Origin of the sequence: Streptomyces graminofaciens, from assembly GCF_030294945.1 — a bacterium.
Classification (GTDB): domain Bacteria; phylum Actinomycetota; class Actinomycetes; order Streptomycetales; family Streptomycetaceae; genus Streptomyces; species Streptomyces graminofaciens.
This window is the reverse complement of sequence record NZ_AP018448.1, coordinates 6726206-6748715: the sequence shown is the minus strand read 5'-3', so window position 1 is coordinate 6748715 and position 22510 is coordinate 6726206. Positions and strand designations below refer to the sequence as shown.

The 22510-nt window shown below is 68.8% G+C and carries 21 protein-coding genes and 2 pseudogenes; 10 read left to right on the top strand and 13 right to left on the bottom strand.

The genetic code is table 11. The features are described 5' to 3' along the window. Positions 1–254: 254 nt before the first annotated feature. Both SGFS_RS29145 and SGFS_RS29135 read right to left on the bottom strand, forming a co-directional pair. A complete protein-coding gene (locus SGFS_RS29145; RefSeq protein WP_286254690.1) occupies positions 255–695 on the bottom strand; it encodes an NUDIX domain-containing protein in 441 nt (146 codons plus the stop codon). A gap of 384 nt (positions 696–1079) precedes the next feature. Next, positions 1080–2189, bottom strand: a complete 1110-nt coding sequence (locus tag SGFS_RS29135) for an FAD-dependent oxidoreductase (RefSeq protein WP_286254689.1) — start codon at positions 2187–2189, stop codon at positions 1080–1082. A 72-nt stretch (positions 2190–2261) separates the two neighbouring features. Between SGFS_RS29135 and SGFS_RS29130 the strand changes: the two genes are divergently transcribed. Further along, a complete protein-coding gene (locus SGFS_RS29130; protein WP_286254688.1) occupies positions 2262–2942 on the top strand; it encodes a TetR/AcrR family transcriptional regulator in 681 nt (226 codons plus the stop codon). A gap of 232 nt (positions 2943–3174) precedes the next feature. On the opposite strand, the gene SGFS_RS29125 is transcribed toward SGFS_RS29130, so the two are convergent. Then, the gene (locus tag SGFS_RS29125) at positions 3175–3789 is read right to left on the bottom strand and encodes a TetR/AcrR family transcriptional regulator (RefSeq protein ID WP_286254686.1); all 615 of its coding nucleotides are present in this window, start codon (positions 3787–3789) and stop codon (positions 3175–3177) included. 118 nt (positions 3790–3907) lie between these two features. Here SGFS_RS29125 and SGFS_RS29120 point away from each other — a divergent pair, with 118 nt between their 5' ends. Continuing rightward, positions 3908–4831 carry an alpha/beta fold hydrolase gene (locus tag SGFS_RS29120; RefSeq protein ID WP_434028086.1) on the top strand — a complete coding sequence of 308 codons (924 nt, stop codon included), beginning with the start codon at positions 3908–3910 and terminating at the stop codon, positions 4829–4831. 125 nt (positions 4832–4956) lie between these two features. After that, positions 4957–6342 carry a serine hydrolase domain-containing protein gene (locus SGFS_RS29115; RefSeq protein ID WP_286254683.1) on the top strand — a complete coding sequence of 462 codons (1386 nt, stop codon included), beginning with the start codon at positions 4957–4959 and terminating at the stop codon, positions 6340–6342. A 102-nt stretch (positions 6343–6444) separates the two neighbouring features. Here the strand turns inward: SGFS_RS29115 and SGFS_RS29110 are convergent, their stop codons facing one another. Together SGFS_RS29110 and SGFS_RS29105 are read right to left on the bottom strand one after the other, a co-directional pair. After that, positions 6445–6897, bottom strand: a complete 453-nt coding sequence (locus tag SGFS_RS29110) for a GNAT family N-acetyltransferase (RefSeq protein WP_286254682.1) — start codon at positions 6895–6897, stop codon at positions 6445–6447. Between the two features lie 193 nt (positions 6898–7090). Then, positions 7091–7957: a GNAT family N-acetyltransferase gene (locus SGFS_RS29105; protein ID WP_286254680.1), complete on the bottom strand. Its 867-nt coding sequence runs from the start codon at positions 7955–7957 to the stop codon at positions 7091–7093. A 175-nt stretch (positions 7958–8132) separates the two neighbouring features. On the opposite strand from SGFS_RS29105, the pseudogene SGFS_RS29100 reads away from it, so the two are divergent. After that, positions 8133–8291, top strand: a pseudogene (locus tag SGFS_RS29100) (hydrolase); the annotation flags it as partial. Positions 8292–8711: 420 nt separating this feature from the next. Beyond that, a complete protein-coding gene (locus SGFS_RS29095; protein WP_286254679.1) occupies positions 8712–10208 on the top strand; it encodes a globin domain-containing protein in 1497 nt (498 codons plus the stop codon). A 3-nt stretch (positions 10209–10211) separates the two neighbouring features. Here the strand turns inward: SGFS_RS29095 and SGFS_RS29090 are convergent, their stop codons facing one another. The 5 genes and pseudogenes from SGFS_RS29090 to SGFS_RS29070 form a co-directional block, all read right to left on the bottom strand. Beyond that, entirely contained in the window at positions 10212–10694 is a 483-nt protein-coding gene (locus SGFS_RS29090; protein WP_286254678.1) for an NUDIX domain-containing protein, read from the bottom strand. A gap of 209 nt (positions 10695–10903) precedes the next feature. Beyond that, a pseudogene (locus SGFS_RS29085) lies at positions 10904–11297 on the bottom strand (LysR family transcriptional regulator); the annotation flags it as partial. A gap of 148 nt (positions 11298–11445) precedes the next feature. Then, a complete protein-coding gene (locus tag SGFS_RS29080; protein WP_286254676.1) occupies positions 11446–12591 on the bottom strand; it encodes a cystathionine gamma-lyase in 1146 nt (381 codons plus the stop codon). After that, positions 12588–13079: a low molecular weight protein-tyrosine-phosphatase gene (locus SGFS_RS29075; RefSeq protein ID WP_286254674.1), complete on the bottom strand. Its 492-nt coding sequence runs from the start codon at positions 13077–13079 to the stop codon at positions 12588–12590. The genes SGFS_RS29080 and SGFS_RS29075 overlap by 4 nt, the downstream gene beginning before the upstream one ends. A 9-nt stretch (positions 13080–13088) precedes the next feature. Then, positions 13089–13466, bottom strand: a complete 378-nt coding sequence (locus SGFS_RS29070; protein ID WP_286254671.1) for a phage holin family protein — start codon at positions 13464–13466, stop codon at positions 13089–13091. Between the two features lie 58 nt (positions 13467–13524). On the opposite strand from SGFS_RS29070, the gene SGFS_RS29065 reads away from it, so the two are divergent. The 4 genes from SGFS_RS29065 to SGFS_RS29050 all read left to right on the top strand — a co-directional run bounded on the left by SGFS_RS29065 (position 13525) and on the right by SGFS_RS29050 (position 16177). Beyond that, positions 13525–13842 carry a cupin domain-containing protein gene (locus SGFS_RS29065; protein WP_286260121.1) on the top strand — a complete coding sequence of 106 codons (318 nt, stop codon included), beginning with the start codon at positions 13525–13527 and terminating at the stop codon, positions 13840–13842. A gap of 161 nt (positions 13843–14003) precedes the next feature. After that, positions 14004–14216, top strand: a complete 213-nt coding sequence (locus SGFS_RS29060) for a DUF5326 family protein (RefSeq protein WP_286254670.1) — start codon at positions 14004–14006, stop codon at positions 14214–14216. 699 nt (positions 14217–14915) lie between these two features. Beyond that, positions 14916–15641: an IclR family transcriptional regulator gene (locus tag SGFS_RS29055; protein WP_434028218.1), complete on the top strand. Its 726-nt coding sequence runs from the start codon at positions 14916–14918 to the stop codon at positions 15639–15641. 98 nt (positions 15642–15739) lie between these two features. After that, the gene (locus tag SGFS_RS29050; protein WP_286254668.1) at positions 15740–16177 is read left to right on the top strand and encodes an SsgA family sporulation/cell division regulator; all 438 of its coding nucleotides are present in this window, start codon (positions 15740–15742) and stop codon (positions 16175–16177) included. Positions 16178–16296: 119 nt separating this feature from the next. Here SGFS_RS29050 and SGFS_RS29045 read toward each other — a convergent pair whose 3' ends face one another. After that, positions 16297–17775, bottom strand: coding sequence for a YibE/F family protein (locus SGFS_RS29045; RefSeq protein ID WP_286254667.1), 1479 nt, complete (start codon positions 17773–17775; stop codon positions 16297–16299). 221 nt (positions 17776–17996) lie between these two features. Here SGFS_RS29045 and thiC point away from each other — a divergent pair, with 221 nt between their 5' ends. Beyond that, complete coding sequence (thiC, locus tag SGFS_RS29040) at positions 17997–19814, top strand: phosphomethylpyrimidine synthase ThiC (RefSeq protein ID WP_286254665.1); 1818 nt, start codon at positions 17997–17999, stop codon at positions 19812–19814. A 357-nt stretch (positions 19815–20171) separates the two neighbouring features. Here thiC and SGFS_RS29035 read toward each other — a convergent pair whose 3' ends face one another. Both SGFS_RS29035 and SGFS_RS29030 read right to left on the bottom strand, forming a co-directional pair. Further along, complete coding sequence (locus SGFS_RS29035; protein ID WP_286254663.1) at positions 20172–21047, bottom strand: hypothetical protein; 876 nt, start codon at positions 21045–21047, stop codon at positions 20172–20174. 183 nt (positions 21048–21230) lie between these two features. Then, positions 21231–22334: a metallophosphoesterase family protein gene (locus SGFS_RS29030; protein WP_286260116.1), complete on the bottom strand. Its 1104-nt coding sequence runs from the start codon at positions 22332–22334 to the stop codon at positions 21231–21233. Positions 22335–22510: the final 176 nt, after the last annotated feature.

Sequence of the window (22510 nt, the reverse complement as noted above, 5' to 3'; positions counted from 1 at the left end):
GAGTCTCGCTGGTCGAAGCGTCCTCCCTTTTGTTGATGGGGATTCCGGCCCGCTCCGCCCACCGATGTGCCTCTGACACCCTTGGCTGCGCGGGTCATCGCCCGTGGGTCGGGGGTGTGCGAGAGGCAGCGTCACTGCGACGGTGAGTATCCGTCAGCAGCGTTGGTGTTCTCGTGGAGGACCGAGACTGGAGTACGGCGCCTGTCGACCTCCTTCAGTCGGCTTGTCCGTGAGGAATGGTCAAGATCTGTGGATCAAGATCCGTCGGTGCGTTTGTCGCATGAGGGATCTGATGGTCGGAGGTCGTGGATGTCGGGGCGGGAGAGGGCAGCTTCGGCGAACAGTCGGCGATAGAAGGGACCGAGGCCGTCGGGGATGGCGAGGGAGTGGAACACCTCCTCCGCAGGCAGTAGACGGCGGTGGGCCATCTCGAATCGTGGGTCCCACGGAGTCAGACGCACCTCTGCTCGCCACATCGACCGGACCAGCACCAGCCCTTCCTCCGGGCCTCGCACGCAGACGCCCCGGCTGAACCCGAGGAGTCGGCAGTCCATCACCTCGGCGCAGGCTTCCTCACTGACCTCGCGTCGCATCGTGTCGACCCACTGCTCATGCCGCTCGGGGCGGCCGCCGGGCAGGCCCCACCGCTGTCCATCCGGGCTGACCACGACGATCCGATCGCCGGCGACGCACACCGCCTCCGCACCGTGTGGTGTACCCGGCGGCGGGTCAGAAGGTGGATACCACGCAGCGCGCCATTCCTGACCGTTGATGAATGCGGTGAAGTAGGCGCCATTCCCAGCAATGTCGTTCATGGTTCCGTTCCAGCGATCGGTTCAAGCGGCTGTGGGGACGAGTTCCTCGTCGGTGCGTTCGACGAGGCGGCCTCGTTCGAAGCGGGCTCCGGCACGGACCAGGGCGACGAGGTGGGGTGCGTGCATTCACGGCTCGCCAGCGGGTCTGGGGGGACTCGATGACGCGGCCCTCCGGCAGGGCCGACGACCGATGGGTGGAGACCGCGCTGGAGGGCATGATCGCGCCGGCCGGACGACCGGATCCCTGATCGTATTTGGTTACCTTCAGCCAGGTTGGAAGAACGCGAGCATCTTCTGGGCGGCGTCCGGCGACGTCAGCAATTCCTGCATGTCCGCGGACATCCGGGCGGCAGCGCTGGTGCGTTCGAACATCTCGCGTTCGTATTCCTTGACGGCGGCGGGAAAGTCCTCCGGGTGCGCGGCCAGCGCGAGACCGAGCAGGGCACCGTCGAGCAGCGCCATGTTGGCGCCCTCTCCCACCGGTGGCATCAGGTGCGCGGCATCGCCGAGCAGCGTGACGCCCGGCGTCGACGGCCAGGTCAGGCCGACCGGGAGAGTGGTGATCGACCGCGGCACGACCGTGTCGTCGCAGGCAGCGATCAGCGCGGTGAACCGTGAGTCCCAGCCGGGGAGCAGGTCGATCAGCCGCGCCCGGGCGGCGGCCGGGTCGTCGAACGGGATCCCGCTGGTGGCGAACCAGTCCTCGGCGGTGTTGTAGAAGCTGAGGCCGATGCGGACACGGCCGTCGCCGTTGCGCTGCGCCGCCAGAGACAGTCCGTTGCCGAGCACCCAGTAGTTGCCGCGCCCGACCATCGCCGCGAGGTCGGGGTGCGTGCGGTCGATGTCGGGAATGCCGACCTCGACGATGTTCTGGCCGATATGCGTCGGGCGGGCGTCGGTGAGCAGCGTGCGGACCCGGGACTGCGCGCCGTCCGCGCCGACCAGCAGGTCATACGGCGCACTGCTGCCGTCGGCGAAGTGCAGCAGGCCGTTGTCGGCGGATTTGAACGTGTGCCCCCAGCGCACGACGTCTTCGGGGAGGGAATCCAGCAGCAGGTTGCGCAGATCGGCGCGGTCGACCTCGGGTCGCTCAAGCGGGGCGTCGTCGGGCGTGTCCTCCTGGAGCAGCAGGGTGCCATCCGGCTCGAGAAGACGCATGTCCTGGCCTTCGCCACGGGCAATCTCGTAGAACTGGTCGATCAGACCGGCCTCGCGCAGCGCCCGCTGGCCGGAGTGGATGTCGAGCATGCCGCCCTGGCCGCGCGCGCCGCGTGACGATTCACGTTCATACACGACGGCGTCGATGCCGTTCACGTGCAGCACACGGGCGAGGGCCAGGCCGCCCAGCCCGGCTCCGACGATGGTGATGGTCATGGTCGCCTCTCCCTCCGATACACCGTACTGATCAATACACTGTATCGCCCGATGCGATGTATTGTCAGTGGCATGTTGGTGTGGGAGAGGCCGGAGCCACCGAATCGACCCGTGCCGGCCCCGTTGAGCCGGGAACGGATCGTGCGAGCGGCGATCCAACTGGCCGACGCGGACGGCCTGGACGCGGTGTCGCTGCGCAAGGTCGCCACCGTGCTGGACGTCCGTCCGATGCGGCTGTACGGCTACATCGGCAGCAAGGAGGAGTTGCTCGACCTGATGGTCGACGCCGCCCACGCCGAGATCCGGCCGGTCGGAGACGGCTGGCGGGAGGCGCTCCGGTCTCTTGCCGAAGCCACTCGGCGCGCCGCTCACGAGCACGAATGGCTCGCCGATCTGCTGGGTGGCCGACCCCAGCTAGGGCCGCACGCGCTGGCCAGTGGGGAGAGCGTGGTGGCCGCACTGGGCGACGTCGACGTGGACGCCATCATGCCGGTGGTCGCCGCAGTCAACGCATACGTGATCGGCGCGGTGCGTCGGGAGATCGCCGAGCGGCGTGCCGAGCGGACCACCGGGATGGACGAGAAGCGTTGGCAGGCCTCACTCGGGCCCTATCTGGAGCGAACCTTCGCCACTGGCCGATTCCCCGCGCTGGCCACGGTGGTGCGCGATGCCGCCCACCTGGACGCCGACCACACCTTCCGGATCGGCCTCGAGTTCCTGCTCGACGGCATCGAAGCCCGCATCTCAAGGTGATCGCGGCCGAAGGGCCGGACCGGCCATAGCAGCAGGTCGGCGCTGACGCGTTGAGATGACGCAACCTCGCTGAAGCGCGCTGGAATTGATGAAGTGCCAGGGAACTCAGACTCAAGCCGCATTTCATCCCGTGAGGTAACCCGGGGATCCGCTGGTCAGCTGAGATCGACATGTCACGCGATCTGAGACCCTGCAGCCACCACAATGCGGGGTCTCGCCCTCTGTCCCGCCGTCAGCTGCGCCCAGGGGCGCGGAAGATGCGGTTCAGGTGGTGGTCCAGGACCGCCTCGGCGGACTCCTGGCTGCGCTGGCCGACGAGGACGCTGGTACCGAGCCCTGCGGACATGGCCAGAAGGCTGATCGCCTCCAGCTGCACGTCGACACCCGGCGCGAGCAGATCAGCGGCCTGTGCCTGCCGGAGGAGGCCGGAAAGGGCGTCTTCGGCGGCATCGGGGCGACTGATGAAGGGCTGGGCCGCGAGCGAGGGATCGGTCATCGACAGGACCGCGTACGAGGTGTAGAGGTGGTGGAACGTGCGGCTCTCCTCGTCGGTCGGCAGGGCCACCCCGAGCAGGGCCTCGACCACGGCACGCGGGCCGGCACCGTCCCCGACGGCCCGGAGACGGTCGGAGACCCGCTTGCCGAACCGCTCGGTCAGCTGCTCCAGCCCGAAGAACAGCAGCTTCTCCTTGGTCTCGAAGTAGTACTGCACCAGCCGTAGCGAAACGCCGGCCTCCGCCGCCACGTCACGCATCCCCACGGCATGCAGCCCGCGCCGCCCGGCGACCCTGATGAGCGCCTCGACGATCTCGGTACGCCGTTGTGCGTGATCCACCCGTCTGGGCATCGACCGGTTCTCCGCTCGTTGTTCTCGCTGGTAGAGATCCTCTCAAGCTCTTTGATGATACAGCCGTACCAACGTCATGGTACGTTCGTACCATAAAGCCGAGACTGCGGAGGTGGACGTGACCTCGACCGTTACCCGTGCCCGAACCGATGTCGGTCGCTATGTGAGCGACGCTCGGCGCGACCGTCACTTCGCGGCCTGCGACGCGGTCTACGCACTGGGAGCGACCGTCCTCGGGGAACAGGACGTGGAGACCTCCTTCGGTACCACTCACGTGTACCGCTACGGCCCCGCAGCCCCAACGGCACAGTCCCGCACCCCCGTAGTCCTGGTGCACGGAGCGGGCTCCTGCTCCGCCATGTGGTACCCGAACACCCCCGACCTCAGCGCCGACCGCCCCGTGTATGCCATCGACACTCCGGGCGACCCCGGACGCAGCGTCCAGCGCGCCCCCATCCATCAGCCCGAACACGCCGCCCAGTGGCTGGACGAGACGCTCGCCGGGCTCGGACTCGACCGTGTCCACCTGGTCGGCAGCTCGTACGGCGGCTGGCTCGTCCTGAACCAGGCGCACCGTGGCCGCGACCGCCTGGCCTCGGTCACCCTCCTCGACCCCGGCGGCCTGGAGAAGGTGGGTCTGCGCTTCTTCGTGTGGATCTTCGCCGGTCTCTTCGCGACCTTCGCTCCCAAGGCGATGCGCCCGCGCCTGGCGGACTGGCTGGAACAGCCGGTCCTCGTCATTCCCGAGCTGCGCACGATGATCAGAACGGCCGTCCGTGCCTACCGCATACGCCGGCCCTCCCCTCTGCCTCTGTCCGAGGACGAGCTGTCCACCATCCGCACTCCGCTCTACCTGGTGCTCGGCAAGCGCAGCCTCCTGGTGCACCCCGAGCGGCAGGTGGAGCGCGTGCCCCGTCTGGTACCGGGTGCCAGGGCCGAGATCATCTCGGGCACGGGCCATGGACCCCAGATCGACCACGCGGAGGAGATCAACCGCCGGATGCTGGCTTTCATGGCCTCCGTCGACTCGCAGACCGTGTGAGATCTCCTCAGGCCGACTCCGTGGGTCCGTGTGCGCCTTCAGCCTCTCGGCCGGAGCGTGGGCCCCGGAGCCTCGCTCGGAGAAACGCGCTCGACGTGTGGTGCGGGGCCAGGTGGACTGGGCTCATGACAACACCTCAGGAAGATCTCCTTCCCGCCACGCGCCGGGCCCTGCTGCACCGGATCGCCGTCGCACAGGTCGAGGGACGTGCGCCGTCGTTGGTCGCGGCCGTGGTCCGGGGCAGGGAGGCGGTATGGCACGGGGCACGAACCTCGGTGGACGGGCACGCGCCGGATGCGGACGTGCAGTACCGGATCGGCTCGATCAGCAAGACCTTCACCGCCGTGCTGGTCCTGAGACTGCGCGACGAGGGCGTGCTGGACCTCGGTGACCCGCTGGAGAAGCATCTGCCGGGCACCGGGGCGGGGGAGGCGACCATCGCCGACCTGCTGGCGCACACGGGAGGGTTGGCGGCCGAGACACCCTCTCCCTGGTGGGAGCGAACCCCTGGTTCCCTGCGCCCGGAGTTGGCGGACGTACTGGGCGACCAGCCTCACCGGCATCCCGTCGGTCGCCGCTTCCACTATTCCAACCCCGGCTACACGCTCCTGGGCGCGCTCGTCGAACAGCTGAGGGGCGCCCCATGGGAGGACGTGCTGCGGAGCGAGGTGCTCGAACCGCTGGGGCTGCGCCGCACGACCCGGGATCCGCAGGCGCCCCACGCCGGTGGCTGGGCCGTGCACCCCTGGGCCGACGCCATGATGCCGGAGCGCGTCGAGGACCTGGGCAGGATGGCCTCCGCCGGTCAACTCTGGTCCACGACGGCGGACTTGGCGCGCTTCGCTGTCTTTCTCGCCAAGGGTGACGATCGGGTGCTGAGCGCCGAGTCCGTTCGGGAGATGCGGACGCCCGCTGCGCCCGGTGAAGTTTCCGATGTGGTCGCCGGTGCCTCGTACGGCCTGGGCATGCAACTACAGCGCCGTGACGGCCGGTTCCTCGTCGGCCACTCCGGCTCTGTCCCGGGTTTCGTCGCGAATCTTTCGATCAGCGTCGAGGACGACGTGGCAGCCGTGGTGCTGGCCAACTGCACTACCGGGGTGCCGACGACGGAGGTGGCCGCCGACCTCGTCCGTATCGTGGCGGAGGCCGAGCCTCGGATCCCCGAGCCCTGGCGGCCACTGCCCGAAGTGGACCAGTCCGTGCTCGAGTTGGCGGGGCAGTGGTACTGGGGGACACAGGCCTACGCGTTGCGGCTCACAGCCGAGGGTGGGGTCTCGCTCGGGCCGCTGTCCGGCCCCGGTCGTCGTGCCCGTTTCCGGGCCAACGGCGACGGTACGTGGACCGGACTCGACGGTTACTACGCGGGAGAGGCCCTACGGGCCGTACGAAGGCCCGACGGGTCCGTGAGTCACCTGGACCTCGGGTCGTTCGTGTTCACGCGTCAGCCGTACGACGAGGGGGCTCCGGTGCCCGGTGGCGTGGACCCCGAGGGGTGGCGCGGGATCCGGTAGGTGCCGTTCTGACGAATGTGGAGTCCTGCGGTGCGATGTTTCACGTGAAACATCGCACCGCAGGTCGACCTCGCGGGGGTCAGCGGCTTCGTGAAGGGGCTTTCAGAGAGGCAGCTTGAAGCCGAGGTGGCTGGCCTCGAAGCCCAGTCGCTCGTAGAAGCGATGAGCATCGGTCCGCGTGATGTCGGACGTCAGTTGGACAAGCCGGCAGCCCTGTCGGCGGGATTCGTCGATCGCCCACTCGATGAGTCGCGTCCCCAGGCCGCTGCCGCGCTCGTCGGCGTGGATGCGTACGCCTTCGATGATCGAGCGGGTGGCACCGCGCCTGGAGAGGCCGGGAATGATCGTCAGCTGGAGAGTGCCGACGACGCGGCCTTCGCGCTCGGCAACCACCAGGTGCTGGTTCGGATCGCCGAGCAGGCGCTCCAAGGCGGTCAGGTAGGGGGCCAGGTCGTCCGGTGACTCGCGCTGGGCACCCAGGGGGTCGTCGGCGAGCATCGCGACGATCTCGGTGACGTCCTCCCTGGCTGCGGGGCGTATTTCAAGATCTCCCATACGCGCACCCTATGCGGGCAGGTGCGGCGACGGCATGGACGCGAAACCAGGGGAGAGTTCGTCGCGGGACGGCCACAGCTGAGGCTCATGCCCCGGTGGAGCACCAGCCCGTCACCAGCCGCTGACCGTTCGACGACGCGTCGACCCGCCCCACTGACTCAACCGCCGCGCTGGTGGCGGCGACGACGGAAATTCAGCCCGCGGCCACCGTCAGCGGCGCATAGCGTCGGGTCCAGTCACCGGGCAGCTCGGAAATGCCGTACGTCATCACCGAGTTGAAGGCGACCGATGCCATGCCGCGCTCCTTCACCCACGTCAGCAGCTCCTCATGGCGTACGTCGATGTCGGTGCGCAGCGGACGGTCGCTGCGGGCGGCCAGGGAAGTGATGAGTGCCTTGGCCGTCTCCGTGTCGCGCGCGATCAGTGGGCCCACGACATGGGTCTCCATGTTCGGCCAGGCGGCCGCGTACCCGATGATCCGGCCGTTCTCCTCGGCGACGCGCAGTTGATCGGAGAAGGCGGGGAGCCGGGTGAGTACATGCGTACGGTCCGTGCCGAAGACCTCTTCGTCGAGCCGGAGGATCGTGGTGAGGTCCTCGGCCGTGGCCGAGCGCGTGGCCACCGACAGGTCGGGGCCGTCGGGTGTGAACTGTCCGACGACCATCTCGGCCCGGCCGGTGACCTTGAAGCCCAACTCCTCATAGAGCGGGCGACCGTACGGCGTCGCGTGCAGGGTCAGGGGAGTCGTGCCCATCTCCGAGACGACATGGCGCATCAAGCGGCGGCCGACGCCCTGGCGGGCGTGGCGCTCGGCCACCAGCACCATGCCGATGGCACCCAGATCGGGGCGCCCTGCCGGGCCGTACTCGGTGACGACGCAGGCGGTGACGAGGCCGCCGGCGGGGTCGTCGATGCCGTACCCCGTTCCGGCCGCGAGCAGCAACCCCCACTTGTGCTCCTCGCGGGGCCAGCCCCGGTCCTCGGATAGGTCCGCGCAGGCGATGAGATCGCGAGGCGTCAGACGGCGGATGGGCAGAGCGGTGGGGGAAGGTGTCGACACGCAGGTCAGGCTGTCCGACATGGGCCGCCGACGTCCACCGGTTTGCAGGCGACGGCCACGCTTTTGGCCATCTCGTGCACAACCGCACAGCGCGCGGACAGATGTTTCACGTGAAACAGCGCATGCACGCATAAACGGGAGGGACGGCCTCACCGTCGAGGCGGCCGTAGTGCCTGTCGCCTATGGAGACTCGCTCTCCGACGCGGAACTCTTCGGAGCTGTACCGGTCTCGGTCGCAGTCAATGCCGATCAGTATCTGGCGAAGCTCGCTACGCACTCCTGTACGGGGCAGGATCTGTGGAATACCTATGAATTGGTGCGTGGCGTCCGGTAATCGCAAGGAATTGATGATTCGACCCCGTTGAATTCCCAGTAGGGCAAGGGGGGACTTGTGTGTGGCGTGGCTGCCGGTAGGGTCGAGTCCGGTTCGTGTCCGAAGCGAGATGTTCTCGTCTCATGAAGCGGGGACGAACGCAACCCAATGCAGCCTAACCGGACGGAGAGATCGAAGACCTGCGTTTGCCGTTACACGGCCAAGGCGTTCCCGAGCACTGGAACGCTGCGGTGGGGGTGCTGCGGTTCACGTCACACTCTCACCTACTTGTCCGTACGGCGCGGGAACGCAGGTTGAATGTGGCCGCATTGGTCGACAGGGAACGCACGGGGAAAGCAAGCCGTCTGCGGGGGAAAGCAGGCAACTTCCGATCGGGGAAGTGCGCAGATCGACCGAAAGATGTTCGAGGCGAGGCACACCATGGACGCTCCGACCACCACGTCGGCCGGCAACGGCACTTCGGGGGACAGCGACGGAGGCGGCTGGTTCACACCGCGCACGCAGCCGCCATCCTCCGGCGGAGACCAGGAGCCCGAGGGGAACCGTCTCGCCGCGATGCGGCCCGTGCGCCGCTCCCAGGAGCTCCACAGCGGCCCGGAACAGGAGCGGAACGGCTCCCCACGGGAACGAATACCGGCGTTCGACGCACCGCCTGCCGCCGCGGCACCACGCCCTGCCGCTGTACCGCCACCCGTCGCGGCACCCCACCCCCAGCAGGGTGAGGCTCGTGACCCACAGGGCCCCGAGGACTCCGTCTTCGAGACAGGGGCCCCCGTCCAGCCTGCCGCGCGCACCCCGGAGGCCTCCCCCGACGCCGTGCTCATCCGGCGCACCATGGCCGAGATCGGACCCGTCGCCGACAAGGTCACCTCGTACTTCTACGCGCTGCTCTTCGTCCAGCACCCCGAGCTGCGCTCACTGTTCCCCGCGGCGATGGACACTCAGCGGGACCGCCTGCTGAAGGCGCTCCTGACCGCGGCCGAGCACATCGACAACGCCCCGGTCCTGGTCGACTATCTGCAGAACCTCGGCCGGGGCCACCGCAAGTACGGCACCCAGGCCGAGCACTACCCGGCCGTCGGCGAGTGCCTGATCGGCGCGCTGAGCCGCTATGCGGACGGGATCTGGGACGACGAGACCGAGGCGGCCTGGGTCCGGGCGTACACGACGATCTCCCAGGTGATGATCGACGCGGCGGCCGCGGACGAGTTGCACTCCCCACCCTGGTGGCTCGCCGAGATCGTCTCGCACGAGCTCAGAACTGCAGAGATAGCGGTCGTCACCGTCCGTCCGAACCAGCCGTATCCCTTTCTGGCCGGGCAGTACACGAGCCTGGAGACTCCCTGGTGGCCGCGGATCTGGCGGCACTACTCGTTCGCCTCGGCACCCCGCTCGGACGGACTGCTGTCGTTCCATGTGAAGGCGATCCCGGCGGGCTGGGTCTCCAACGCGCTTGTGCACCGTGCCCGGCCTGGTGACGTCATACGCCTCGGTCCGCCGGCAGGCACCATGACCGTCGACCACTCCACCGACAGCGGACTGCTCTGTCTGGGCGGCGGCACCGGTATCGCCCCCATCAAGGCCATGATCGAGGACGTCTCGGAACGCGGAGTGCGTCGCCCGGTCGAGGTTTTCTACGGCGCCCGCACCGACCACGACCTGTACGACATCGACACGTTGCTGCGGCTGAAGCAGAGCAACCCCTGGCTGGAGGTCCGCCCGGTCGTGGACCGGGACGGACTGCTCCAGCTTCCCGACGCCATACGCCAGTACGGGCCGTGGCACGAGTACGACGCGTACATCTCGGGGCCGCCCGGCATGATCCGCAGCGGCGTGAACGCCCTCAAGGGCGTGGGCGTCCCTCTGCGGCGCATACGCCATGACTCGGTGGAGGAACTGGTGGCTGCCGGGGACTGAACGTCAGCCCAGGTCGGGTGCGTGCATCGCTCGTACACCCTCGATGTTCCCGTCGAGATAGTGCCGCAGGGACAGCGGCACGAGATGGACGGACGCGATGCCCACCCGGGTGAAGGGGACGCGCACGATCTCGTACTCGCCGAGCGGGTCGTCCACCTCGGGGCCGTGCCGCTTGGACGGGTCCATGGATTCCAGGCGGCAGACGAAGAAGTGCTGGACCTTCACGCCGGTCGCGCCGCCGTCCTCGCCGATGTGCTCGACGGTGTCGACGAAACAAGGCACCACATCGGTGATCTTGGCGCCGAGTTCCTCGTGCACTTCGCGGTGGAGCGCGTCGACGACGGTCGGGTCCTCCTGCTCGACTCCGCCGCCCGGTGTGACCCAGTAGGGATCCATGCCGGGCTTGGTCCGCTTGATGAGGATCAGGGCGTCACCATCGAGCAGGATGGCGCGGGCGGTGCGCTTGACCACGGGTCGTACGGTCATGGGAGAAATGTGGCCCCGCATGTTCCACGTGAAACATCGCCGCACGACCAAGAAGCGGTACTCCGGCGCCGGTGGGAGGCCGCCGAGCCGAGAAGCAGCCTCCTTGATCGAGGAGTTCCAGGGCCCCTTCAGGGCCCGTCCGCAGCCGTATGCAGCAGCCACTCGTGTGCCCGGGCGATGTGCGACCCGGCCAGTGTGCCGGTGCGGACCACCAGGAACTGCCCCTCGTCGCAGAGCGGGGCAGCGGTGAGCAGGGCGCCAGGGGCCGGGCGGGTGGTGATGGCCAGGTCGTGGTGTCCGGCGGCAAGGCCCTCCAGCGTCTCGTCGGTGGCCCCGAAGGAGACCCGCGAGGTGAAGCCCTGGCCGTCGTCCCCGGTCAGCTCGGTGAGGCGGGAAGGGCCCGCTCGGCAGTGAACTCCGGTGGTCCGGCGAGGTGGAGGGCGCGGGAGGAGGAGTCGTCGTCGAGACCTGTCTCGGTGATCTCCACCAGTGCGTCGAGGTGGGGCGCCGCCTTGTCGGCGAGTTCGTCACCGATGGTCGTGGGGGGTCACTCCCCGGGCCTGGCGAAGGAAGATCAGGGCGGCCCAACCGGCGTTCGAGCGTGCCGCTCGACAGGTCGCTGCCGCTCCTGTGATTGGACACTGACGCAGAGTCAACTAGCCTTGTCGGCGCGGTTCTTCGTGCGAGGAACCCAGGACGGTCCGAGCCATGAGGGGGGAGGCTCGGACCGTCCCTTGTACGTACCGGGTCACTAGTCGGTAGCCACATCGAGCGCACGCAGCACGTCCGCCACCAGATCGTCGGTGTCCTCCGCGCCGGCGGAGAAGCGGATGAAACCTTCCGGAACGGCGTCACCACCCCACCGGCCGCGCCGCTCGGCCGTCGACCGGACCCCGCCGAAGCTCGTGGCGTCGTCCACGAGGCGGAGCGCGTCGAGAAAACGGTCGGCACGCGCGCGCGTGGGCAGTGTGAAAGAGACCACACAGCCGTAGCGCCGCATCTGCTGCGCGGCGATCTTGTGCGAGGGATCGTCGGGGAGCCCCGGATAACGCAGCCCGGTGACCTCGCGCCGCCCCCTCAACGCCTCCGCAACGGCCAGGGCGTTGGCGTTCTGCCGGTCGGCGCGCAGATGGAGCGTGGCGAGGGAGCGGTGTGCGAGCCAGGCCTCCATCGGGCCCGGGATCGCCCCGACGATCTTGCGCCAGCGCCGTACACCGGCCATCAGCGAGGCATCGCGCGACACGACGTATCCGAGCAGCACATCTCCGTGCCCGGTGAGCTGCTTGGTGCCGCTGGCCACGGAGAAGTCGGCGCCCAGCTCCAGCGGCCGCTGCCCGAGCGGGGTCGCCAGTGTGTTGTCGACCGCGACGAGACAGCCACGCGCGCGTGCCGCCTCACTGAGCCGCCGCACGTCGCACACGTCCAGACCAGGGTTGGACGGGGTCTCCAGCCAGAGCAGCCTCGCGCCGTCGAGGAGGTCGAGCTGGGCGTTGTCGGCGGTCGGGGCGGTGCGCACCTCGATGCCGTACGAGCGCAGCTGCTCATGGACCAGGGGCAGTGCCTGGTAGCCGTCGTTCGGCAGGACCGCGATGTCTCCGGCGCTCAGCTGGGAGAAGAGCACGGCGGAGATGGCGGCCATCCCGGAGGGGAAGACGAGCGTCTCGACGTCGTCCCGCCCCGGCGCCTCCAGCTCGCCGATGGCGCGCTCCAGGAGGGTCCAGGTGGGGTTCTCGTCGCGGCCGTAGGTGTACGGGCCCGTGGGGTCGCCCGGCAGATGGTAGTGGGCGGCGAAGACCGGGCCCGGGAGGGTCGGCTCGTGCTTCACGGGGTCGGGTAGCCCGGCCCGCACCGCGCGCGTGCCGTCACCGAGGTCCGGAACGATGTCCTCCGCGCTCATGCCGCCGGTCCCTCCACCTGCTCGCGTACGGCGGCGAGCAGCCCGGGGCTCGCCGCCTCCACCAGTTCGAGGCACTCCTCGAAGCCGTCCATGCCTCCGTAGTACGGGTCGGGAACATCGAGGTCGTCGTCCGCGGCAGGGTCGTAGGAGCGCAGAAGCCGTACTTTCTCGGCGTCCTCCGTGGTGGGCGCGAGCCGGCGCAAGGCCTTGAGATGGCCGGTGTCGAGGGCGATGACGAGGTCGAGGCGGGAGAACCAGGAGACCTGGAACTGCCGCGCGGCGTGATGGCTGTCGTAGCCGTTCGACTCCAGGACGGAGACCGTGCGGGGATCGGCACCGTCACCCTCGTGCCAGCCGCCGGTGCCCGCGCTGTCGACCTCGACCGTGCCGTCGAGGCCGGCCTCCTCTATACGTGCGCGGAAAACGGCCTCGGCCATCGGGGAACGGCAGATGTTGCCGGTACAGACGAAGCAGACGCGGTAAATCATCTCGGGACCTCAGTCACCGTCGGGCAGGACGAGGTGGAGCGCCCAGGAGACGATCGAGATGATCAGGGCGCCGAGTACGGCCGTCCAGAAGCCGTCCACGTGGAAGCTGAGGTCGAGCTTGTCGGCCAGCCACGAGGTGAGCAGCAGCATCAGGGCGTTCACGATCAAGGTGAAAAGGCCGAGCGTCAAGATGAACAGCGGCAGGGTCAGCAGGTTCACGAGCGGCTTGACCACGGCGTTCACCAGGCCGAATACGAGCGCGACCAGCAGTAGTGTGCCGACCTTCTTGCCCGTGCTGTCCCCGGTGAGCGTGATCTTGTCCAGCACCCATACGGCGACCGCCAGGGCGCCCGCGTTGGCTATCGTCTTGACTAGGAAATTCATCATGTGTCTGATCGTGACAGACGAGATCGGTTACGAGTACGGGCAAGGGCGGACCAAATCGATGAAGGCATTCCGGTTGGATGAACTGGAGGCGGAACGCGCCGCCAACGACGGTGCCTACCTGCAGTTCCTGCGCGAGCGGAACATGTCCGTCGGTCTCTACGCCCTCGACGCCGGCGAACTCGACCCGCAGAACCCGCACAAGCAGGACGAGGTGTACTTCGTCGTGAGCGGCCGCGCCTCGCTCACCGTCGGCATGGAGACCACCCAGGTCGCGCGCGGCAGCGTCGTCTACGTGCCCGCCGGAGTCGCCCACAAGTTCCACCACATCACCGAGGATCTGCGGGTCATGGTGGTGTTCTCTCCGCCGGAGGGCTGACATCCGCTTCAGGGTTCCCTAGGGGAACGATCAGGGTTGGACAAGGGCTGCGAAGCCCCCGAACGCCCTCCTCGCCGTCCTAGCATCGATGGCAGGACGTCAGAAGTCCCGGAAGAGAGCCCTGGAAGAGGGCCACGGGCCTGGACACAAGGAGCAAGGCGATGCGGGAGATCTTCGCGGGGATGCCGTGGTGGGTGAAGTGGATCGCGGTGCCGGTCATCGCTCTGCTCGTGTTCGGCGGACTGATAGTCAGCGTCGTCCAGGTCGTGGTCGGCCTGCTCTTCAAGGCACTGGTCTTCGTGGCGCTGGTCGGCGGACTGATCTACGTCGTACGGAAGTTCACGGCGGGGTCGTCGTCGCGCGGCGACTGGTGAGGCGCTGGTCACGGGCGGGGCGGTAACAGGAACGCGAGGTTCGCTCGCCCGGGGGAAGTTTCCCGGCGGGGCGGTCGGCGAGCGGTGGCAGGCGGTTAGAGTCCGGAAGCTCGTCGCGGGCTCGACCCCCGCGTGCGGCGCCTCTCCCCTCCCGTGTTCCCCGCACGGGCGGCCCTCCTCGTGCTTCGGGAGTGACCCTTGGCCACGGCTGACACCGCACCCGCAGAACCCCTCGCCCCACCCGCCCAGCCGCGCCCCCGGTCGGCCCAGAGCGCCGCTCCGCCCGCGCAGCCCGGGCCCAGATCGACACCGCCGCAGAGCGCGGCTCCCCCCGAGCAGCCGGGCCCCCGCCCGACACGAACGGCCGCCGCCCCCGAGCGCCCTGCCACCCGGCCCACGGAGACACCCCCCGCGTCGACACAACCGCGTACGACACCGTCGAAGACGGCGGCTCCGCCCGAGCAGCCTCGTACGTCACCGGGCGAGGAATCCGTTCCGTGCGCCCGGCCCCGAGCGGCGGAAAAGCGTACGCCTTCGGAGGGTTCTCGGCTGACGGAGCCTTCTCGGTCGCCGGATGGCCCGAGCCCGTCGCAAGCCCCTCGTCCGCCGGACACCCCTCGCCCCTCGGGACTGCACATCCCGGCACCGAAGCCCCCCACCGCCGTGCCGGAGGCCCACTCCGGCACCCTCATCGGCTCCGTGCAGCGGGCGATGCGGCTACTGGAGGCGGTCGCAGGGCGGGAACACGGGGCGCCCGCGAAGCAGTTGGCGCGGGACGCAGGCCTCGCGCTCCCCACGGCGTACCACCTGCTGCGCACCCTGGTCCACGAGGGCTATCTGCGCCGGGAGAAAGGGCTGTTCTTCCTGGGCGAGGCTGCCGAGCGGTTGAGTAGCAGCGGAGCACAGCAGAAACGTCGCAGCAGCGTGAGCGAAGCGCTTGCCCACTGGCGGGACACCATCGGCGTACCCGTGTACTACGCGGCCTACCGCGAGGGCGAGATCGAGGTCATGTGCGTCGCGGACTCCCCGGGTCTCCCCGCGGTCGAGGAGTGGGCCGACTTCCGGGAGACGGGGCACGCCCACGCCATCGGGCAGTGCCTGCTCTCCCAGCTCGGCGAGGGGGCCCGCCGGGACCACCTCGACCGCTATCCCGTGCAGTCGATCACCCCGTACACGGTGCGCGACAACGAGAGCCTGTTGCGGCGCCTGGACCGCATCGGACGGATGGAACCGGTCGTCGAGCGGCAGGAGTACGCCCTCGGGACGGTCTGTGCCGCGATTCCCATCACGGCTGGGCCGACGGCCGCGACGATGGCCATTTCGCTGCCAGCACACCAGGCGGACCGGCTGATGACCGCGGCGCATCAGTTGCAGACGGAGATCGGAAAGCTCGTAGGGACACTCGCGATCTCTATCAGTATCTGAAAAATCACTCCTTGTGATCTCTTGTGTACTTTCAGCAAACTTCCAGCAGTGTCAGGCAGATGTTTCCTGGCCAGTCGACAAACACGGCGGGGTAGGCGATGCGCGAGTCGGTACAGGCTGAGGTCATGATGAGCTTCCTCGTGTCGGAGGAGCTCTCCTTCCGCATTCCGGTGGAGCTGCGTTACGAGACCTGTGATCCCTACGCCGTGCGGCTGACCTTCCATCTGCCGGGCGACGCCCCCGTGACCTGGGCCTTCGGGCGGGAGCTGCTGATCGACGGAGTGGGTCGGCCGTGCGGTGACGGGGACGTGCACATCGCGCCCGCCGATCCGGAAGGGTTCGGCGAGGTGCTGATCCGGCTTCAGGTCGGCAGCGACCAGGCGCTCTTCCGGGCCGGCACGGCGCCGCTCGTGGCCTTCCTGGACCGCACGGACAAGCTCGTGCCGCTGGGGCAGGAGCGTTCCCTCGCCGACTTCGACGCCCTGCTCGACGAGGCGCTGGACCGCATCCTGGCCGAGGAACAGAGCGCGGGTTGAGCCGTACGGCGCCGAGAGTGCCGTAACGCTTCCTCTGGGGCGGTACGCGGCTGTCGGCGTCGTAGCGGACCGGGTGCGGTCGGTGTGGCTGTTGGGGCCGCCAGTGGTGGCGGAACGCTTCAGCGCTTGCGGCGGCGGCCCCTTCCGGTACGTGCCGGAGCGGCCGCGGCTGCGACCTCAGGGGTGCCAGGGCGGTCGGCCGAGACCACCAGGGCCGCCAGCACGGTGGTCACCGGCACGGAGGCCACCAGGCCGATCGAGCCGACCAGCGTCCGCACGATCTCCTCGGCGACCAGCTCGCTGTTGGCGACCGTGCCGACACTGCTCTGCGCGATCGAGAAGAGCAACAGCAGCGGCAGGGCGGCACCCGCGTAGGCGAGGACGAGGGTGTTGACGACCGATGCGATGTGGTCGCGGCCGATCCGGATGCCCGCCCGGTACAGCCCGCGCCAGCCCATCGCCGGGTTCGCCTCGTGCAACTCCCAGACCGCGGACGTCTGGGTGACCGTCACGTCGTCGAGCACGCCGAGCGAGCCGATGATGACGCCCGCGAGCAGCAGACCGCTCATGTCGATCGACGGATACAGTCCGTGGATCAGGCCGGTGTTGTCGTCGGTGTTGCCGGTCAGTGCCGCCCAGCCGATGAACATCGAGCCCAGGACACCGATCAGCAGCAGCGAGATCAGAGTGCCGAGCACCGCGACCGATGTCCTCGCCGAGAGGCCGTGGCACATATAGAGCGCGATCAGCATGATGGCGCTGGCTCCCACCACGGCCACGACCAGCGGATTCGAGCCCTGCAGGATGGCCGGCAGGATGAAGAAGGTCAGCACCATGAAGCTGACGGCCAGCGCGACCAACGCCATGACACCGCGCAACCTGCCCACCACAACGACCGCGAGTGCGAAGATCCCGGCCAGCAGTGCCATCGGGAACTTACGGTTCACATCGGTGACCGAGTACTGGAGATCCTTGGGCGCGGCAGGTTCGTAGGCGACCACGACCTCCTGGCCCTCACTCAGCTGCCGGGACTGGTCGGGCTGGACGATCTCCGTGAACGTACGGCCCTTGTCCTTGCCGGTGTCGATGCGGATCGTCGCCTTCTTGCAGGTGCCGTTCGCCTGCTGCTGGGCGGACGAGCCCTCCGCCGTGGACGTGTCGCCGGACGGGGCCTCCCCCGAGGCGTTCACCGACGCACAGCTGACCTCGTCGACCTTGGTGACCGTGGCCGCCTGTGTCTGCCGGTCGAAGCCCACGCCGGTGCGCTCGTGCGAGGGGGCGCCGCCGGGCCAGAGCACGACAAGCCCCACGACGACCGCGGTCGCGAAGGGGATCAGCACCGCGGCGATCACCTTGCGCAGGTGCTGTGAGACGGGCGCGGCGGGCCCGTGACTGTGACTATGGCCATGGGAATGACCGTGGCCCCCGCCTGGAGGCGGGGCGGAGTCACCGTGGCCACCGGCAGGGGGCGGCGAGGCGTGTTCATGCCCGTCACCGGGGGCGTGCCCGCCGCCGCTGCCGTCCCAATGGCCGTTCGCGAGGCCATGGCCGTGCGGCGGCTCGGAGGGTGGGAACGGGGGATGCTGTGTCGAGGTCACCGACCGATCATCGCAAGAACGAGCGGTGCCCACTGTTCACCGCGCCACATCTGCCGCTAGCGTGGAGGGCACCTTTGCACACGCGGGAGCTCGGAGCACCGGGCTGAGAGGGCGCTGACCTACGCAGACGCGATGTTTCACGTGGAACATCGCCGGGCGGAAATCGCTGCGTCGACCGCTGAACCTGTTACCGGGTAATGCCGGCGTAGGGAGTAGGTCTCATGACCATCGAGGACACACGCACGCCTGCCTCCGGCCAGACGGGGACGAATGGGGTAAATCCCGAGTCCCGGGATGGCGAGCCCCAGGAGGCCGGGAAGTCCATCGGCTGGCACAAGGCGTATGTCGAGGGCTCGCGCCCCGATCTGCGCGTGCCGGTCCGTCAGGTGCATCTCACCAACGGGCAGTCGGTCACCCTGTACGACACCTCCGGCCCGTACACCGATCCGACCGCCGACACCGACGTCCGTAGGGGGCTCGCCCCGCTTCGCGAGAGTTGGATCACCGCCCGCGGTGACACCGAGGAGTACGCGGGCCGTCCTGTCCGGCCCGAGGACGACGGGATCAAGCACACCTCGCCGCGCGGGGGACTGCGCAATCTCGATGCGGTGTTTCCTGGGCGGCCGCGTCAGCCACGACGGAGCCGGGACGGTCAGGCCGTGACTCAACTCGCGTACGCGCGGCGCGGAGAGATCACGCCCGAGATGGAGTTCGTGGCCGTCCGGGAGAACGTCTCGCCCGAAGTCGTCCGTGAGGAGATCGCGGCGGGCAGGGCCGTACTGCCCGCCAACGTGAACCACCCGGAGATCGAGCCGATGATCATCGGCAAGCGGTTCCTGGTGAAGGTGAACGCCAACATCGGCAACTCTGCGGTCACTTCCTCCATCGAGGAGGAGGTCGAGAAGATGACCTGGGCGACCCGCTGGGGCGCCGACACGGTCATGGACCTGTCCACCGGGCGCAATATCCACACCACCCGTGAGTGGGTGCTGCGCAACTCCCCCGTTCCCATCGGCACGGTGCCGCTCTACCAGGCTCTGGAGAAGGTCGACGGCAGGGCCGAGGAGCTGACCTGGGAGATCTACAAGGACACGGTCATCGAGCAGGCCGAGCAGGGCGTGGACTACATGACGGTCCACGCGGGTGTGCGCCTGCCGTATGTGCCGCTCACCGCCAACCGGAAGACGGGCATCGTCTCGCGCGGCGGCTCCATCATGGCGGCCTGGTGTCTGGCCCACCACAAGGAGTCGTTCCTCTACGAGAACTTCGAGGAACTGTGCGAGATCCTCGCCGCGTACGACGTCACCTACTCGCTCGGTGACGGCCTACGGCCCGGCTCCATCGCGGACGCCAACGACGAGGCGCAGTTCGCGGAGTTGCGCACGCTCGGGGAACTCAACCGGATCGCGAAGCGTTTCAATGTTCAGACCATGATCGAAGGCCCGGGACATGTCCCGATGCACAAGATCAAGGAGAACATCGACCTTCAGCAGGAGATCTGCGATGAAGCTCCGTTCTATACGCTCGGCCCGCTGACCACGGACGTCGCTCCGGCGTACGACCACATCACCTCGGGCATAGGTGCCGCGATGATCGCGTGGTGGGGCACGGCGATGCTCTGCTACGTCACTCCCAAGGAGCACTTGGGGCTACCCAATCGTGACGACGTCAAGACGGGCGTCATCACCTACAAGATCGCGGCCCATGCGGCGGACCTCGCCAAGGGACACCCTGGCGCACAGGAGTGGGACGACGCGCTGTCGGACGCCCGCTTCGAGTTCCGCTGGGAGGACCAGTTCAACCTGGCTCTCGACCCCGACACGGCTCGTGAGTTCCACGACGAGACGCTGCCGGCGGAGCCGGCCAAGACGGCCCACTTCTGCTCGATGTGCGGTCCGAAGTTCTGCTCGATGAAGATCTCCCAGGACATCCGCCGTGAGCACGGCGGCTCCCGGGCGGAGATCGAGGAGGGCATGGCCCAGAAGTCGAAGGAGTTCGCGGACGCGGGGAACCGGGTCTATCTGCCGATCGCGGACTGACGGGCGGGTCGGGCTCGGTCGGCGTCTGCTGTTCCGCGGGCCGAGCTTCAGACTCAGGTGCGGCGCGGCTCGAGGGCACGTCCTTCGGCCGCGGCAGCCTGGCCTCAGCCGCGGCAGCCTGGCCTCAGCCGCTCAGCCGCTCAGCCGCTCAGCCGCTCAGCCGCTCAGCCGCTCAGCCGCTCAGCCGCTCAGCCGCTCAGCCGCTCAGCCGCGCGGTAGGGCGGTAGGGCGGTCTGGTGGTCCGGTGGTCCGGCGGTGGTGTAGGTGAGCCGTTGGGTGTGGTGAGAAGGCGGGTCGGGGCCGGGGTGGCCGCCGTTGTCCCGGTGGGGCCGGTTGCGGCGGCCTGGGCCCGGCAGGTCAGTCGGGCTGGTGTTCCGGGCCGCCGAAGTCCGGGCTCGTGAAGTCCGGGCTGCTGAAGCTGGGGCGGTGGCCCGTGGTGGTGCCACTGTCCGGGCTGCTGAAGCTCGGGCGGTTGTAGCCCAGGTGCGGCATGCGGCTGGGCGGTGTCGGCCGGGGCGGGTCGCCGAGCGGAACCATGCCCGGGTTGGCGAGTGCCTCGCGTAGGAACGGGAAAATGCCACGCTCCAGAAGGGCGTCGCGCCAGGCACCCCTGGCCCGGGCCACTTCGTCGCTCAACTCGCTGCGTGCTCCGTCGTCCAGGGCCGTGGCGCTGTTGCGGAGGGCGGTGAGCAGGAGGCCGACCGCGGCGACAAGGATCGCCGCCGCTGTGACCGCGCCGAAGACCCAACCGGTGGTCAGGAGTGTCTGGGCTATGGCCCGCTCGGGGGCGATCATCTTCATGACGTAGCCGACAAGGAGGAAGATCCCCGCGGCTGTGCCGGCGAGGACGGGGGCGAGCACCGTGGCGACGGCGCCCGCGCCGGCCCCGGCAGCCTCCGTGGCTCCACTTATGGTGGCCGCGAGGCTCTCGGCCGTACCGTCCGGCTCGGCCGAGCCCGTCGCCGTGCCTTCGCGGGCGGGCGGGGTCGAGGCGGCGGGGTTGCGCAGTTCCTCGCGGATCTTCACATAGTGCTGGTACTCGGTCGCCGCGGCTTCTGTGATGAGGGTCGTGGCGTTGAGGGCCATCGTGCGCAGTTGTTCGGGGTTGAGCCGCTGCAGGCCGGCGGCGAATTCCGGGCGGTGTGGTGCGGAGCGCAGCGCCTCGCCGAGGATCCGCTCGTACTCCTGGCGGTCCTCACTGAGCAGGTGCTGCGGAACGCTGTTCATGTGCATCCCCCGATGCTCCGTAGGGCTTGTGGCTCGGCATGCTGACGAGCCGTCGGGCAGAAACGGAGGGGAGCCTGCTACGGATAAGCCGATGGTAGAGCGGTGACGGCAGGCGGTGACAGGGGGTTTGAATAAATTGGCCCCTGGCCAGCAAACTCTTCCGAAGGGGGACGCCTGCCCGTTGAATGCTCAGCTATCCAGTGGCAGTTGCTGGACCAGCAGCTTTCCGGCCATGGTCACGCCACCGTCCATGGCGACGGCCAGACCGTCCGCATAGGTGTACGGACCGTTGACCACGGGCCCCGAGTTGTCCTCGCCGTCCTCCGAGCCGACCTCGCCCAGGAGGTACGGGATGGGGCTGTGGCCGTGGACGATGCGCGTGCCGCCGTAGACGTCGAGCAGGGAGCGCACGGCGTCGGCGCCGCCCTCGTCGCGGAACGAGAAGCGCCGGGTGAACTTGCGGAAGAGGTCCCACACCTCGTCCGCGTCGTTGCGCGTGATCGTCTCGCGGATGGTGTCGTTGACGGCTTCGATGGAGTCGCCGTAGTCGCGGTAGGCCGTGGTGTCGGAGTGCACCAGGAGGTGGTTGTCGACCAGCTCCATGGCGTCGAGGCGGGCCATCCATTGCAGGTGGTGGTCCTGGAGGCGGTCCATGTCGGTCTTCTGGCCGCCGTTGAGCAGCCAGGCCGCCTGGAAGGTGGCGGTGCCCGCGCCGGAGTTGACGGGGGTGTCGCCGAACCGCTTGGCGCCGAGCAGCAGCAGCTCGTGGTTGCCCATGAGGGCCTTGCAGTAGCCGCCGGCCGCTGCCGCCTCGGCGGACAGGCGCATCACGAGGTCGATGACGCCGATGCCGTCCGGGCCGCGGTCGGTGAAGTCGCCGAGGAACCACAGACGCGAGGTCCCCGCCGACCAGTTGCCCGCGGCATCGATCAGGCCCTGCTCCTGAAGCGCGGCGATCAGCTCGTCGAGGTAGCCGTGGACGTCGCCGACGACATACAGGGGACCCGGGCGGGCGGTGGGCCGCTCGGCGGCCACGGCCTCGGGGTCGACGACGACCTGAAGCGTGTCACCCCGGTTGATCACCGGAAGGTCGCGCTGGGTCGGGGTGTACCCCTCGGGGAAGCCCTCCGGGTCCTCGGCGGGTCCGCCGGACCCGGCGGCCTCGCCGGGGTGTGTCGTCTGTCCGTACGGACCGGCCTCGTGGACGTACGCGGGCACGCGGAAATCGCGCACCGTCGGCGTCCGCACCTCGGGTCCCTGACCGGCCCCCTGAGTCATCGACCCCTCCACCACCATCGCGCCGCATCTGCACCGCATCGGACTGCCTGGTCGCAGCGGCCCGCGGTGTCGTCCGCCCATCATAGGAATGCGGATCGCGCCATGTGATGACCCAGGGGTGTTGAAATGGCGCAGGACCCCAGTTCACCGCGGTTTTCTCCCGAATTGGGCGGGGCTTTCCCCGCCCGCTT